This is a genomic window from Aeromicrobium sp. EU05-FHT14F07, from assembly GCF_058790455.1.
In genome coordinates, this window is the sequence record NZ_JBYTCR010000001.1 from 49,617 (window position 1) to 63,197 (window position 13,581).

At 72.6% G+C, this 13,581-nt stretch carries 16 protein-coding genes; 12 read left to right on the plus strand and 4 right to left on the minus strand.

Annotation, left to right across the window (positions count from 1 at the left end):
• Positions 1 to 116 precede the first annotated feature (116 nt).
• The 4 genes from AC3WRM_RS00250 to AC3WRM_RS00265 all read left to right on the plus strand — a co-directional run bounded on the left by AC3WRM_RS00250 (position 117) and on the right by AC3WRM_RS00265 (position 3,975).
• Positions 117 to 1,652 (plus strand): acyl-CoA synthetase, encoded by a 1,536-nt coding sequence (locus AC3WRM_RS00250; protein ID WP_492246922.1) that lies wholly within the window; start codon positions 117 to 119, stop codon positions 1,650 to 1,652.
• On the plus strand, positions 1,652 to 2,551 hold the full coding sequence (locus AC3WRM_RS00255) for an oxygenase MpaB family protein (RefSeq protein ID WP_492247080.1): 900 nt from the start codon (positions 1,652 to 1,654) through the stop codon (positions 2,549 to 2,551). The genes AC3WRM_RS00250 and AC3WRM_RS00255 overlap by 1 nt, the downstream gene beginning before the upstream one ends.
• A 170-nt stretch (positions 2,552 to 2,721) precedes the next feature.
• Positions 2,722 to 3,759, plus strand: a complete 1,038-nt coding sequence (locus AC3WRM_RS00260; protein WP_492246921.1) for an LLM class flavin-dependent oxidoreductase — start codon at positions 2,722 to 2,724, stop codon at positions 3,757 to 3,759.
• Between the two features lie 78 nt (positions 3,760 to 3,837).
• A complete protein-coding gene (locus AC3WRM_RS00265; RefSeq protein WP_158509182.1) occupies positions 3,838 to 3,975 on the plus strand; it encodes a hypothetical protein in 138 nt (45 codons plus the stop codon).
• On the opposite strand, the gene AC3WRM_RS00270 is transcribed toward AC3WRM_RS00265, so the two are convergent.
• Both AC3WRM_RS00270 and AC3WRM_RS00275 read right to left on the minus strand, forming a co-directional pair.
• A complete protein-coding gene (locus AC3WRM_RS00270) occupies positions 3,962 to 4,537 on the minus strand; it encodes an isochorismatase family protein (RefSeq protein WP_492246920.1) in 576 nt (191 codons plus the stop codon). The two genes, AC3WRM_RS00265 and AC3WRM_RS00270, sit on opposite strands and share 14 nt — an antisense overlap.
• A 32-nt stretch (positions 4,538 to 4,569) precedes the next feature.
• Positions 4,570 to 5,856 carry a nicotinate phosphoribosyltransferase gene (locus AC3WRM_RS00275; RefSeq protein WP_492246919.1) on the minus strand — a complete coding sequence of 429 codons (1,287 nt, stop codon included), beginning with the start codon at positions 5,854 to 5,856 and terminating at the stop codon, positions 4,570 to 4,572.
• A gap of 77 nt (positions 5,857 to 5,933) precedes the next feature.
• Here AC3WRM_RS00275 and clpS point away from each other — a divergent pair, with 77 nt between their 5' ends.
• A complete protein-coding gene (clpS, locus tag AC3WRM_RS00280) occupies positions 5,934 to 6,242 on the plus strand; it encodes an ATP-dependent Clp protease adapter ClpS (protein ID WP_067855688.1) in 309 nt (102 codons plus the stop codon).
• Positions 6,242 to 6,817, plus strand: a complete 576-nt coding sequence (locus AC3WRM_RS00285) for a DUF2017 domain-containing protein (protein WP_492246918.1) — start codon at positions 6,242 to 6,244, stop codon at positions 6,815 to 6,817. Before clpS ends, AC3WRM_RS00285 begins: the two co-directional genes overlap by 1 nt.
• 15 nt (positions 6,818 to 6,832) lie before the next feature.
• Here AC3WRM_RS00285 and AC3WRM_RS00290 read toward each other — a convergent pair whose 3' ends face one another.
• A complete protein-coding gene (locus AC3WRM_RS00290) occupies positions 6,833 to 7,603 on the minus strand; it encodes an ankyrin repeat domain-containing protein (protein ID WP_492246917.1) in 771 nt (256 codons plus the stop codon).
• The gene (locus tag AC3WRM_RS00295; protein WP_492246916.1) at positions 7,600 to 8,232 is read right to left on the minus strand and encodes a GntR family transcriptional regulator; all 633 of its coding nucleotides are present in this window, start codon (positions 8,230 to 8,232) and stop codon (positions 7,600 to 7,602) included. Before AC3WRM_RS00295 ends, AC3WRM_RS00290 begins: the two co-directional genes overlap by 4 nt.
• Before the next feature lie 92 nt (positions 8,233 to 8,324).
• Between AC3WRM_RS00295 and AC3WRM_RS00300 the strand changes: the two genes are divergently transcribed.
• From AC3WRM_RS00300 to AC3WRM_RS00325, 6 genes are all read left to right on the plus strand, one after another.
• Positions 8,325 to 8,759: a M67 family metallopeptidase gene (locus AC3WRM_RS00300; protein WP_492246915.1), complete on the plus strand. Its 435-nt coding sequence runs from the start codon at positions 8,325 to 8,327 to the stop codon at positions 8,757 to 8,759.
• 41 nt (positions 8,760 to 8,800) lie between these two features.
• Positions 8,801 to 9,118 (plus strand): MoaD/ThiS family protein, encoded by a 318-nt coding sequence (locus AC3WRM_RS00305; RefSeq protein WP_492246914.1) that lies wholly within the window; start codon positions 8,801 to 8,803, stop codon positions 9,116 to 9,118.
• The gene (locus AC3WRM_RS00310) at positions 9,115 to 10,065 is read left to right on the plus strand and encodes a PLP-dependent cysteine synthase family protein (protein WP_492246913.1); all 951 of its coding nucleotides are present in this window, start codon (positions 9,115 to 9,117) and stop codon (positions 10,063 to 10,065) included. Before AC3WRM_RS00305 ends, AC3WRM_RS00310 begins: the two co-directional genes overlap by 4 nt.
• 50 nt (positions 10,066 to 10,115) lie before the next feature.
• Positions 10,116 to 11,093 carry a ribose-phosphate diphosphokinase gene (locus AC3WRM_RS00315; RefSeq protein ID WP_067855709.1) on the plus strand — a complete coding sequence of 326 codons (978 nt, stop codon included), beginning with the start codon at positions 10,116 to 10,118 and terminating at the stop codon, positions 11,091 to 11,093.
• Between the two features lie 225 nt (positions 11,094 to 11,318).
• Complete coding sequence (locus AC3WRM_RS00320; RefSeq protein ID WP_492246912.1) at positions 11,319 to 12,794, plus strand: ABC transporter substrate-binding protein/permease; 1,476 nt, start codon at positions 11,319 to 11,321, stop codon at positions 12,792 to 12,794.
• The gene (locus AC3WRM_RS00325; RefSeq protein WP_492246911.1) at positions 12,791 to 13,570 is read left to right on the plus strand and encodes an amino acid ABC transporter ATP-binding protein; all 780 of its coding nucleotides are present in this window, start codon (positions 12,791 to 12,793) and stop codon (positions 13,568 to 13,570) included. The genes AC3WRM_RS00320 and AC3WRM_RS00325 overlap by 4 nt, the downstream gene beginning before the upstream one ends.
• The last annotated feature ends 11 nt before the right edge of the window (positions 13,571 to 13,581 follow it).

A 13,581-nucleotide genomic window follows, 5' to 3' on the forward strand; every position in this document is an offset into this window, starting at 1 on the left:
ACCGCACGCCGGCGCGCAGCACCGACCGTTGACGACACCTGCGCGAGATGCCATTGTTGGCGGTGCGCCAACAAGAGTGACGTGGCGCACTCACCGCATGCAGTCCAGGAGTCGATGTGCAGCTCACCCAAGGCCTCCACCGCGCCGTCCAGACCACCCCCGACGCCGTCGCCACCGTCTGCGGCGACCGACGCCGGACCTTCCGCGAGCACGCCGACCGCGTCGCCCGGCTCGCCGCCGCGTTGCAGGGCCTCGGGGTGCGGGAGGGCGACCGCGTGGCGATCCTGTCGCTCAACAGCGACCGCTACGCCGAGTACCTGCTGGCCGTGCCGTGGGCCGGAGCAGTCGTCAACCCTGTCAACATCCGCTGGAGCCCCGCCGAGATCGTCTACTCCCTGCGTGACTCCGGCACCAGCGTGCTGCTGGTGGACGACGCCTTCGCGCCGCTGGTGCCGACGCTCACCGAGCAGGTCGAGTCCCTCGGCGCGGTGGTGCACTGCGGCGACGGTGTGCTCCCCGCGGGCCTGCTCTCCTACGAGGAGCTCGTGGCGTCCCACACGCCGGTCGACGACGCGCGTCGCGCAGGCGACGACCTCGCCGGCATCTTCTACACCGGCGGCACGACCGGGTTCCCGAAGGGCGTCATGCTCTCGCACACCAACCTCGTCACGTCGGCGATGGGTGCCATGGCCTCGGGCGAGCTCGTGCGGCGCGGCTCGGTCCTGCTGCACGCGGCACCGATGTTCCACCTGGCCGACCTCGCCGCGTGGACCTCGCAGGTGCTGCAGGGCGGCACCCACGTGACGGTGCCGTTCTTCGAGCCGGCAGCCGTGCTCGACGCGGTCGAGCGCCACGGCGTGACCGACATGCTCCTCGTCCCGACGATGATCCAGATGCTCGTCGACCATCCGGCGGTCGGCGACCACGACCTGTCGTCGCTGCAGCGCCTGCTCTACGGGGGCTCCGTCATCTCGACCGGCGTGCTCGAGCGCACGCTCGCCACCCTGCCTGGCGTGCGGCTCACGCAGGCCTACGGGATGACCGAGCTGTCACCCGTCGCCACGCTGCTGCTGCCCGACGAGCACGTGGGCCGTCGGCTCTCGTCCGGAGGGCGCGCCGCGCTGCACGCGGAGGTGCGCGTGGTCGACGGCGACGACCGACCGGTCCCGACCGGGACGGTGGGGGAGATCTGCGTCCGCGGGGCGCACGTCATGCAGGGCTACTGGAACAAGCCGGAGGAGACTCAGGCGGCCCTGCGTGGCGGCTGGATGCACACCGGCGACGGCGGCTACGTCGACGAGGACGGGTTCGTCTACGTCGTCGACCGGATCAAGGACATGATCGTCACGGGTGGGGAGAACGTGTACTCGGCCGAGGTCGAGAGCGCCCTCAGCAAGCACCCGTCGGTCGCGCAGGTGGCGGTCATCGGCCTGCCCGACGAGCGGTACGGCGAGAAGGTCCACGCCTACGTCGTCGCCGCCCCGGGCGAGGAGCCGGACCCCGACGAGCTGCAGGCACACACCCGGAGCCTCATCGCCGGATACAAGGTGCCCCGCTCGTTCACCCTCGTCGACGCGCTGCCGATGTCGGGCGCGGGCAAGATCCTCAAGCGCGAGCTGCGGGCGCAGGCGGCCCAGGGGGTGACGGCGTGATGCGCCTCCCCGGACTCCTCCCGCGCGACCACTGGGTGCGGCACGTCGAGACCCTCGACCCGACGGTCGACTACGAGGAGATCTCGCGCATCACCGGCCACCACGAGTTCCCGTGGGACCTGCAGCAGGCCCTGAGCTTCGCGCTGTTCCGCACCTACGCGGTGCCGTCGATCGGCAGCCTCCTGCACCGGACCGACGAGTTCACGGGCAGCACGCAGAAGCGGCACGACGACACCGTGATCGTGCTCGAGACCGTGCTCGACGACGGCATGGAGAACCCGGACGGTCGCGCCGCGATCCGCCGCATGAACCAGATGCACGGCAGCTACGACATCCCCAACGACGACATGCTCTACGTGCTGTGCACCTTCGTGGTGGCGCCGGTGCGGTGGATCGACGAGCTCGGGTGGCGCCGGCTGACCGGGACCGAGCTGCGGGGCGCGGTCGAGTACTACCGGCGGCTCGGGCGGCTCATGGGCATCCGCGGCATCCCCGACGACTACGCCGGGTTCGAGCGTCACATGGACCGCTACGAGGCGGCGCACTTCGCGTTCGACCCCGGGGCGCGGGCGGTCGCCGACGCCACGCTCGACCTCTTCACGACCTTCTACCCGCGACCGCTGCGCCCGGCGATGCGCACCTTCGCCATCGCCCTGCTGGACGACCACCTGCGCCGGGCGTTCGACTACCCGGCGCCGCCACGCTGGGTGCAGCGGGCGGCGCGTCGCGCGATCCGTGCCCGCAGCCGGGTCGTCCGCCTCATGCCGCCGCGCCGACGTCCGTACGACCCCCGACGCTCGCACCGCATCCGCAGCTACCCGGGCGGGTTCATGGTCGAGCGGCTCGGCACGTTCCCCTCCGGCAGCCGGACCGACGACGTCACCGCGTCGACCGCCTAGGGTTCGCCGCGCCTGGACCGTGACCTTCGACCCTGCCGGACGGTTGGAGAGGTGACGTCGCCCTCCGTCGGGTCCGTCCGGGCCCCGTCCCGGGGGAGGCCTGGACGGACCGGTCCCGCCTGACGTTGCCGTCGGGGAAGGGATCGGCGGCAGCCGGCGTTGACCCGGGTATGCGCCTGTCCGTCCTCGACCTCGTCCCCGTCCGCACCGACCAGTCGACCGCCGACGCCGTCGCGGCCGCGGTCTCCCTCGCCCAGACCGCCGACCGGCTGGGCTTCGAGCGCTACTGGGTCGCGGAGCACCACAACATGCCGGCCGTCGCGGCGTCCAGCCCGCCGGTCCTGATCGGTGTGCTGGCGAGCGCGACCGAGCGGATCCGTCTCGGCTCGGGCGGCGTCATGCTCCCGAACCACGCCCCGCTCGCCGTCGCCGAGCAGTTCGCCCTCCTGGAGGCCGCGTTCCCCGGACGGATCGACCTCGGCATCGGTCGCGCGCCCGGCTCCGACCCGGTCACGTCCTGGGCGTTGCGCGGCGCCGCGGGGCGCGACGACACCGACGTCGAGAACTTCCCGCAGTACCTGGACGACGTGGTGGCCCTCATGGACGGGCGCGGTGTGCGGGTGCCGATCCCGCAGCAGCAGTACGTGCTCAAGGCGACGCCCGCCGCGACGTCGGCGGCCAGGCTCTGGCTGCTGGGCTCGTCGATGTACTCCGCCCAGCTGGCCGCGGCCAAGGGTCTGCCGTACGTGTTCGCCCACCACTTCTCGGGGCAGGGCACCGAGGAGGCGCTGGCCCACTACCGCTCCCACTTCCGCCCGTCGGACCTGCTGGACCGCCCGACGACGTTCCTCACGGTGAACGCCTCGGTCGCCCCGACGACGGAGGAGGCGCTGGCCATGGCGCTGCCGAACCTGCAGAACATGGCGCGGCTGCGCACCGGCCAGCCGCTCACGGCGATCGACCTCGTCGAGGACGCCCAGGAGGCCGTGCTCGCACCGCAGCAGCAGGCGATGGTCGACGCCGGCACCACGCGGCCGGTGCTCGGCGACCCGGAGACCGCCGCCCGCCAGGTGCGCGAGCTCGCGGAGCAGTTCGAGGTAGACGAGGTCATGCTCCACCCGGTGGGTTCGGCCCGTCGCGGAGCGGACCCCCGTCGCTCCCCGGCGCGCGAGGAGACGCTCGAGCTGCTGGCCAAGGAGCTGCTCTAGCCCGCTGGCCCGGCGCCGGTCACCTGACGTTCACGTCGGCGACCGGTGCCGTTGCGCTGGCGGGGTCACGCTGGCGCCATGAAGCACACGCTCACCCGTCGCGACCTGCTCGCCTCGATCCCGGTGATCGCCCTGGGGGCACTGCTGTTCGTGCTGCCCCCGGCCCCGGACCAGCCCACGCAGACGCCCACGGCGTCCGCCGTCAGCGCTCCCTGACCTCGACCTGCGCGGCGCGCAGCTCCTCGCGCAGCGCAGGCAGTCCGGAGGGATCGACCGCGGCGGTCATCCCCTCGATCACCCGCACCGCGAAGCCCTCGCGGGCGCCGTCGAGCGCGGTGGCCCGCACGCAGTGGTCGGTGGCGATGCCGACGACGTCGAGTGTCGTGACGCCCCGCTCGTGCAGCCACGCGGCCATCGGGACGCCGTCGCCGGTCGCACCCTCGAAGCCCGAGTACGCCGCCTCGTACTCGCCCTTGAGGAAGACCGCGTCGAACTGGTCGTCCCGCAGCGGCTCGTGCAGCTCCGCTCCCGGGGTGCCGACCACGCAGTGCGGCGGCCAGGAGTCGACGTAGTCGGGCGTGCTCGAGAAGTGCGGCCCCGGGTCGACGTGGTGGTCGCGGGTGGCCACGACGGTCGCGTAGTCCCCGGACTCGAGCAGCGCCGCCACCCGGTGGGCGAGGTCGGCACCGCCGGCGACGGCGAGCGAGCCGCCCTCGCAGAAGTCGTTCTGCACGTCGACGACGACGAGTGCCGTGGACGGGTCGTGGGTCGTGGTCATGGATCCTCCCGACAGGTGGGGGTGGGGTCGGTTCAGCGCTCGAAGATCGTCTCGAGCACCGGCTCGCCGGCGGAGAGCTTGTGCGCCGCGGCGGGCAGCTCGGCGATCGCGGCCGCGTGGCGGGCGCGCGCGTCGTCGAGCGTGTCGTGGTGCACCCGCGAGCCGGCCTCGACGAACGGCACGAGCAGCGAGCGGTCGTCGCCGTCGTCGTGCGGCGGCGCGCCGATGCCGACGACCTCGGCCTCGGCCGTGCCCGCGGCGGAGAGCCGTCGCAGGGCCCACTTGCGGCCACCGACGCTGGCCTTGTCGGCGCTCCTCTTGGCGACCGGGACGAGTGCGTCGCCGTCGTCGGCGCGGGCGACGAGCTTGTAGACGAAGCCGGACGTCGGGGCGCCGGACCCGGTGACGAGCGACGTGCCGACGCCGTACCCGTCGACCGGAGCGGCCGCGAGGCCGGCGATGGCGTGCTCGTCGAGGTCGCTCGTGACGACGATGCGCGTCGACGTGGCGCCGAGTGCGTCGAGCTGCTCGCGCACCCGCCGGGCCAACGAGGGCAGGTCGCCGGAGTCGATCCGGACGGCGCCGAGGTCCGGTCCGGCGACGTCGATCCCGGTGCGGACCGCCTCCTCGATGTCGTAGGTGTCGACGAGCAGCGTGGTGCCGACCCCGAGCGACGCCACCTGCGCCGTGAAGGCGTCGCGCTCGGTGTCGTGCAGCAGCGTGAACGAGTGCGCGCTGGTGCCTGCGGTCGGGATGCCGTGCGTGCGTCCGGCCTCGAGGTTCGACGTCGTCGCGAACCCGGCGACGTAGGCGGCGCGGGCGGCAGCCACGGCGGCGCGCTCGTGGGTGCGTCGTGAGCCCATCTCGATGCAGGGACGCCCGTCGGCGGCGCCGACCATGCGGGCGGCCGCGGACGCGATGGCGGAATCGTGGTTGAGCACCGACAGGAACAGCGTCTCCAGGACGACCGCCTCGGCGAAGGTCCCCTCGACGACGAGCACGGGGGACGCGGGGAAGTAGAGCTCGCCCTCGGGGTAGCCCCACACGTCGCCCGTGAAGCGGTAGTCGGCCAGCCAGTCGCAGGTCGCGTCGTCGACGACGCCCCGCTCGCGCAGCCACCCGACGGTGTCGGTGTCGAACCGGAACTCCTCGAGGGCGTCGAGCAGCCGTCCCGTGCCCGCGACCACGCCGTAGCGCCGACCGGTCGGCAGTCGACGGGCGAAGAGCTCGAACACGGCGTGCCGGTGCGCGGTGCCGTCGGCGAGGGCCGCCTGCAGCATCGTGAGCTCGTAGTGGTCGGTGAGGAGTGCCGTGGTCACGTCGCCAGCGTAGGGCCGCTGTCGGACGCGGCACCCCCACGCGGGCGCGTTTCGGTCCGCGGCGCCCCTGGGACACAATGGGACGCGTGACCACCCCGGCCCCGGTTGAGCTCGACGAACCCGCGTCCGAGCTCGGCCTCGCGCTGCAGGACCCGTGGGTCACGATCGTCTGGAACGACCCCGTCAACCTGATGTCGTACGTGGCGTACGTGTTCCGCACGTACTTCGGCTACACCGAGGAGAAGGCGACCGAGCTGATGCTGGCGGTGCACCACGAGGGGCGGGCGGTCGTGTCCAGCGGGAGCCGCGAGCAGATGGAGCGCCACGTGCAGGCCATGCACGAGTACGGCCTGTGGGCGACCCTGCAGAAGTCGGACTCCGTCTGATGCGACCCTTCAAGCGCCGCCGTCGTGGCGGGGTCGTGGCCGTGTTCGAGCCCGACGAGGCGCACGTGCTGGCGAACCTGGCCGGGCAGGTGGTCGAGCTGCTGCGCGACCGCAACGGGGCGAGCGAGTCCGACCCCGACCCGCTCGCCGTGCAGCTCGGCATGGGCGGCCCGTCGCTGCCGCCGGAGGACCCGGTGCTGCGTCGGCTGCTGCCCGACGCGTACGGCGACGACGAGGAGGAGTCGGCGGAGTTCCGCCGCTTCACGGAGCGCTCGCTCACGAGCGCCAAGGTCGAGAACGCCGAGCGCCTCATCGCCTCGCTGGAGGCCGGCGGCCTCGACGACGGGGCAGAGACGGACACGGTCGTGGAGGTCGAGCTCGACCCCGGTGACGTGCAGGCGTGGCTGCGCAGCCTGACCGACATCCGCCTGTCCATCGCCGTCCGGCTCGGCATCGAGTCCGAGGCCGACCAGCTCGCGCTCGCCGAGAGCGACGACCCCGCCGTGAGCACCATGGTCGACGTCTACGACTGGCTGGGCTACGTGCAGGAGACCCTGGTCGGCGCGCTGGACTGAGCGCGTTCCCGAGGGTCAGGCGCGACGGAGCACCGCTGCCATCGCGGCGAGCCCGCGGGCCTCGGCGAGCTCGAGCGCGGTCCGGCCCTGCCGGTCGCGGATCGTCGGGTCGGCGCCGGCGTCGAGCAGTGCCTGGACGACGGCCCGGTGCCGGGGGCCGCCGTCGCCCAGCACGACGGCCTCGAGGAGCGCCGTCCAGCCGAGGTCGTTGACGTGGTCGAGGTCGACGTCGGTCGTGCTCACCCAGCGGACGTACGCGACGTGCCCGCGCTCGCTCGCGGGGATCGGCGAGAGACCGCCGAAGCGGTTGCGCAGGGTGAGGTCCGCTCCGGCGTCGAGCAGCAGCCGACCCATCGCGACGCTCCCGGTGACGCCCGTGACGAGCCAGGGCGTGTCGGACCGGTCGTCCACCGCGTCGGGGTCGGCACCGACGTGCACGAGCAGCGCTGCCACCTCGACGTGGTCCGCCGCGGCGGCGAGCAGCAGCGGGCTGCGGCGTCGTGCGTCGCGTGCCTCGACGTCGGCGCCGTCACGGAGGGCGCGGGCAGCACGCTGCGCGTCGCCGTCGGCCGCCGCGGCGAGCAGGCGACGGTCCACCCGCTGCTGCGCGGCAGCGTCGAGGCTGGGGCGCGGCGACGCGGACGGGGACGCAGCGGTGCGGGCGGCGGTGGCCTCCTGGGGGTCGGCCGGGCGTTCGACGGCGGGCTCGGAGGTCGGACCGCCGGGTCCGGAGCACGCGGCGACGACGAGGACGGCCAGCAGGGCGACAGCCCCGCGAGCCCTCACGGCAGCTCCGCGAGCACGGCGCGGCTGGTGCGGACGTGCTGTGCCAGGACGGCGTCGACGCGGTCGAGGTCGCCCTGCTCCAGCGCGTCGACGAGCGCGACGTGCTCGGCGTGCAGGGGCGCCGGGTCGGGGTGCTGCTGCAGGGCCCACCCGAGGACGCGACGCAGCGGCCGGGCGGTGCGGCGCACGGTCGGCGCGGGCGCGAGGTCGAGGAGCCGCAGATGGAACTCGCCGTTGAGCCGGACGGCGTCGGCCTCGCGTCCGCCGTCGATCGCCGACCCCGCGCGCACGAGCAGCGCGCGCAGCGGCGACAGGTCCGTGCCCGCGGCGAGCAGGCGGTGCGCGGCCACGCCGTCGAGGGCGTGCGCGACCTCCAGCAGCTCGGCGACCTGGTCGGGGGAGGGGTCGCTCACCGCGACGCCCCCGGTGGCCCGCTCGGTCGCGAAGCCCTCGACCACGAGCTGCTGCAGCGCCTGACGGACGGGGACGCGCGAGACGCCGATCCAGTCGGCGAGACGTCGCTCGACGAGACGCTGTCCTGGCAGGAGGTCCCCGGCCACGATGAGGTCACGGAGCACGTCGGCGGCGCGGTCGGCGTCGAGCGCACCCGCGCGGCGAGTCTTTGGCATACCAAAAGCGTAGTGGCCCGGTGGTCACCGCGTCCGTCTCGCGACCCAGACGTCACCCGGCGCCGCCGTCCCACCTCGCTAGACTCGCGGCCGTGCTGACCATCGACCGCGCGACCCGCGACGCGATCATCGCCCACGCACGCCGCGACCACCCGGACGAGGCGTGCGGCGTGGTCGCCGGGCCGATCGGCTCCGACCGTCCCGAACGGCACGTGCCCATGGTCAACGCGGCGATGTCGCCCACCTTCTACGAGTTCGACTCCGGCGACCTGCTGCGGCTCTACCGCGACATGGACGACCGCGACGAGGAGCCCGTCGTCATCTACCACTCCCACACCGCCACCGAGGCCTACCCGTCGCGCACCGACGTCAACCTCGCGTCGGAGCCGAACGCCCACTACGTGCTCGTCTCGACCCGCGACGGCGGCGAGGTCGAGGGCACCGAGGTCGACTTCCGGTCCTACCGGATCGTCGACGGCAAGGTGACCGAGGAAGAAGTCACCGTCGTCGAGCGTTACGACACCTGAGCACCCACCCCCCCGAACCCCGGAAGAGAGCGACGACACCGATGGCCATCGAGGTCCGAATCCCGACCATCCTGCGCACCTACACCGACGGCGAGCGCGCCGTGCAGAGCGAGGGCGCCACGGTCGCCGAGCTCGTCGAGAACCTCGAGGCGGCGCACACTGGCATCAAGGAGCGCCTGGTCGAGGACGGCAGTGTCCGCCGCTTCGTGAACGTCTACGTCAACGACGAGGACATCCGCTTCACCGGCGGTCTCGAGACCGCCGTCTCCGACGGCGACACCGTCGTGATCCTGCCCGCCGTCGCCGGTGGGGCACCCGGCGGGGGTGCCGGGCCCTGGGCGGCAGATCAGGTCCAGTGACCCGCTTCGACTCGCTCGTCGACTCCGTCGGCGGCACGCCCCTCGTCGGGCTGCCGTCGTTGTCACCGTCGCCGGAGGTCCGGCTGTGGGCGAAGCTGGAGGACCAGAACCCGACCGGCTCCATCAAGGACCGCGCCGCGCTGGCCATGATCGAGGCCGCCGAGGCCGACGGTCGTCTGACGCCCGGCTGCACCATCCTGGAGCCGACCAGCGGCAACACCGGCATCTCCATGGCGATGGTCGCCAAGCTGCGCGGCTACCGGATGATCTGCGTGATGCCGGAGAACACCTCCGAGGAGCGTCGTCAGCTGCTGCGCATGTGGGGCGCCGAGATCATCCCCTCGCCCGCCGCAGGCGGCTCCAACGAGGCGGTCCGGGTCGCGAAGGGGCTCGCCGAGGAGCACCCCGACTGGGTGATGCTCTACCAGTACGGCAACCCCGCCAACGCCGAGGCGCACTACCGCGGCACCGGCCCGGAGATCCTCGCCGACCTGCCCGAGGTCACGCACTTCGTCGCCGGGCTCGGCACCACCGGCACGCTCATGGGCACGGGACGCTTCTTCCGCGAGGCCAAGCCCGAGGTACGCATCGTCGCCGCCGAGCCGCGCTACGGCGAGCTCGTCTACGGCCTGCGCAACCTCGACGAGGGCTTCGTGCCCGAGCTCTACGACGGCGACCTCATCGACGCGCGGTTCAGCGTCGGTCCGCGCGACGCGGTGCGTCGGGTCCGCGAGCTGATCGAGCACGAGGGCATCTTCGCCGGGATCTCGACCGGCGCCATCCTGCACGCGGCGCTCGCCCAGGCGGCGAAGAGCCAGAAGGCGGGCGAGCAGGCCGAGATCGTGTTCATCGTCTGCGACGGCGGCTGGAAGTACCTGTCCACCGGCGCGTACGAGGGCACCCTCGACGACGCCGAGGACGCGCTCGACGGCCAGCTGTGGGCCTGACCTCACGGTTCGCGGTTCCGGGGCGGCGCCACCTCCGCTAGCCTCACCGTGTGCGCGACATCGTGGTCTTCTCCGGAAGCGCCCACCGAGCCCTGGCCGAGGCCATCTGCAGCGAGCTCGGCACGAGCCTCTCGCCGTCGGAGACCGTGCGGTTCAGCAACGACTGCCTGCAGTCGCAGCTGCTCGCCAACTGCCGCCAGCGTGACGTCTACATCGTGCAGCCCCTGGTGCCGCCCACCCAGGACCACCTCATGGAGCTGCTGCTCATGGTCGACGCCGCGCGCGGTGCGTCGGCCGCGTCGATCACCGTCGTCGTGCCGCACTACGCGTACGCGCGCTCGGACAAGAAGGACGCGTCGCGCATCTCCATCGGCGGCAAGCTCGTCGCCGACATGATGGCCACCGCCGGCGTGAACCGCGTCGTCACCATGACTCTGCACGCACCGCAGGTGCACGGCTTCTTCTCGATGCCGCTCGACCACCTGACCGCCATCGGCGAGCTCGCCGACCACTACCGCGACTCCGACCTGTCGAACGCCGTGGTCGTCTCGCCCGACTTCGGCAACGCGAAGACCGCGTCGCAGTTCGCCCGGCTCCTCGGCCTGCCGGTCGCGGCCGGCAGCAAGCAGCGCAAGGCCGACGACAAGGTCGTCATCGACGCGATCGTCGGTGACGTCGCCGGCAAGCGCGCGATCGTGCTCGACGACGAGATCGCCACGGGCGGCTCCATCGTCGAGCTGGTGTCGATGCTGGAGCGCCAGGGGGTCACCGAGATCTCCGTGGCGTGCACTCACGGGCTGTTCACCGGCAAGGCCGTCGAGCGGCTGCGCGACCACCCGGGCATCGCCGAGGTCGTCACCACCGACACCGTCCCGCCGCCCGCCGACTGGCCCGCTCTCCGGGTGCGGTCCGTCGCGCCGCTGTTCGCGCGCGCCATCGCCCGCATCCACGCGGGGGAGTCGGTCAGCAGCCTCTTCGACGGCGTCGACCCCACCCACGCTCCGCCGCAGCCCAAGCTCCCCCTCTGACCCTGCCCGTCCCACCCCTCGAGCGGTGACTTCTCCACCGATTGAGGCCGAGAAACCTCGCGCGGTGCGTTCTCCACCGTCTGAGCGCCGGGACGGTGGAGGACGCACCGCCGACACCGTTCGGTGGAGAGGTCACCGCCCGGGGAGTGGTGTCCGCGCAGCGGGACGGAGGTGCCGACCACGACGTGCCGGACTAGGGTCGAGCGACGACGAAGGGGGTCCGGCGTGAGCCGACGTGTGCTGGGGCTGCTGGCCGGCCTCGTGCTGGCCGTGCTGTCACCGCTGCTCCTGGTGGGGCCGGCGCAGGCGGCCGACGGTGACGGTGCAGGTCGCGAGGTGGTCGTCGGCACCGAGGGCACCTACCCGCCCTTCTCGTTCAACGAGGACGGGAAGCTCACCGGCTACGACGTCGACGTCATGAAGGCCGTGGCGAAAGAGGCCGGCTGGCGGCTGCGGTTCGTGCAGTCCCAGTTCGACGCCCTGTTCGGGTCGCTCGACGCCGGCCGCATCGACGTGATCGCCAACCAGATCACCGTCAACCCCGAGCGCGAGGCCCGCTACGCGTTCAGTGAGCCCTACGCGTACTCGCGTGGCGTGATCGTCGCCCGGAAGGGGTCGGACATCCGCACCCTGGCCGACCTGAAGGGCCTCACCACGGCGCAGTCGGCCACCAGCAACTGGTCCCAGGTGGCGAAGGACGCGGGAGCGAAGGTCGAGAACGTCGAGCAGTTCTCGCAGGCCGCCGACCTCGTCGCCAGCGGGCGGGTCGATGCCATCGTCAACGACAACATCGCCGTGCTTGACTACCTCGCGACCACCGGCAGCGACCGGGTCGAGATCGTCGGCGACGCGGGCGAAGAGGTGGGGGAGCAGGCCCTCGCCTTCCGCCAGGGCGACCGGGCACTGGTGCTGGAGACCGACCGCGCCCTCGACGCGCTCCGTGCCGACGGGACCCTGGCACGCATCAGCGAGCGGTACTTCAACGCCGACGTGTCCGTCCAGGACGGCGCCGCGGCCGACGTCGAGGGTCGGGCACGGGTCTCGGCCTGGAGCGCCGTGCGCGACACCGCCTGGCCCGCGTTCGTCGCGCTGGTCAAGATCACCGTGCCGCTGACCGCCATCAGCTTCGCCATCGGCCTCGTGGCCGCCGTGCTGCTCGCCCTGGCCAGGATGTCGTCGACTCGGCTGCTCTCGTGGCTGGCTCGCGTCTTCATCTCCGCGGTGCGTGGCACGCCGCTGCTCCTGCAGCTCTTCGTCGCCTTCTACGGACTGCGCCAGATCGGGATCGACCTCCCGTCGTTCACCGCTGCCGTGCTCGCGCTCAGCATCAACGTCGCCGGCTACGCGGCCGAGAACGTTCGGGGCGCCCTGCTCGCCGTCCCGAGGGGGCAGCACGAAGCGGCAGCCACCCTCGGCATGAGTCGCGCTCTCGCGCTGCGGCGGGTCATCCTGCCCCAGGCTGCCAGGATCGCGGTGCCGCCGCTCTCGAACACCCTCGTCTCGCTCGTGAAGGACACGTCGCTCGTGTCGGTGGTGCTGCTGACGGACGTCTTCCGCGTCATCACCCAGTCCGCGGCCACGACCTTCCAGTTCATGCCGCTGTACGCCCTCGCCGGTCTGTACTACTGGGTGGTGTGCACGCTGCTCACGACCACGCAGAATCGCCTCGAGACCCGACTGAACAGGTACGTGACCCGATGAGCTCAGCGTCGATCGCCCCTCTGGTGCAGGTCAGGGGCCTGCGGAAGGCATTCGGGGCCAACGTCGTGCTCGACGGCATCGACCTCGACGTGCCCGAGGGTGCCACGACGGCGATCATCGGACCCTCCGGGTCGGGCAAGACGACCCTGCTGCGATCGTTGAACGCGCTCGCCGTACCCGACGCTGGCGTCGTGACCGTCGGCGACGTGACGGTCGACTTCGGGGTTCTGCCGCGCGGCAAGGACGGGCGGCGCGCCTGCGAGCGGCTGCGTGCCCAGAGCGGCATGGTCTTCCAGTCCCACGAGCTGTTCCCGCACCGCACCGTGCTCGGCAACCTCGTGGAAGGGCCGGTGCAGGTGCAGGGGGAGGACCCCGACGAGGCCGCCACCCGCGCCCGCGCGCTGCTCGAGCAGGTGGGCCTCGCCGGACGTGAGGACGCCTACCCCTCGCAGCTCTCGGGCGGCCAGCAGCAGCGCGTCGGCATCGCCCGCGCGCTGGCGCTGCGACCCCGCGTCGTACTGCTCGACGAGCCGACGTCGGCGCTCGACCCCGAGCTCGTCGGCGAGGTGCTCGCCGTCGTCCGTGACCTCGCCTCGCAGGGGTGGACGATGGTCGTCGTCACCCACGAGATCCGCTTCGCCGCCGACGTGGCCGACACGGTCGTGTTCATCGACGGCGGCCACGTCGTGGAGCGTGGTCCCGCACGCGACGTCGTCGACGCACCCCAGCATGAGCGCACGCAGCGCTTCCTCGAGCGCATCCTGCACCCGGGGTGATGATCATGACG

What these genes read in the sequence shown, in the direction of transcription:
- AC3WRM_RS00295 (WP_492246916.1), bottom strand. Translation starts at nt 8,232, where the DNA reads ATGCCAAAGACTCGCCGCGCGGGTGCGCTCGACGCCGACCGCGCCGCC.
- AC3WRM_RS00285 (WP_492246918.1), top strand. Translation starts at nt 6,242, where the DNA reads ATGCGACCCTTCAAGCGCCGCCGTCGTGGCGGGGTCGTGGCCGTGTTC.
- clpS (WP_067855688.1), top strand. Translation starts at nt 5,934, where the DNA reads ATGGGACGCGTGACCACCCCGGCCCCGGTTGAGCTCGACGAACCCGCG.
- AC3WRM_RS00305 (WP_492246914.1), top strand. Translation starts at nt 8,801, where the DNA reads ATGGCCATCGAGGTCCGAATCCCGACCATCCTGCGCACCTACACCGAC.
- AC3WRM_RS00270 (WP_492246920.1), bottom strand. Translation starts at nt 4,537, where the DNA reads ATGACCACGACCCACGACCCGTCCACGGCACTCGTCGTCGTCGACGTG.
- AC3WRM_RS00265 (WP_158509182.1), top strand. Translation starts at nt 3,838, where the DNA reads ATGAAGCACACGCTCACCCGTCGCGACCTGCTCGCCTCGATCCCGGTG.
- AC3WRM_RS00260 (WP_492246921.1), top strand. Translation starts at nt 2,722, where the DNA reads ATGCGCCTGTCCGTCCTCGACCTCGTCCCCGTCCGCACCGACCAGTCG.
- AC3WRM_RS00255 (WP_492247080.1), top strand. Translation starts at nt 1,652, where the DNA reads ATGCGCCTCCCCGGACTCCTCCCGCGCGACCACTGGGTGCGGCACGTC.
- AC3WRM_RS00325 (WP_492246911.1), top strand. Translation starts at nt 12,791, where the DNA reads ATGAGCTCAGCGTCGATCGCCCCTCTGGTGCAGGTCAGGGGCCTGCGG.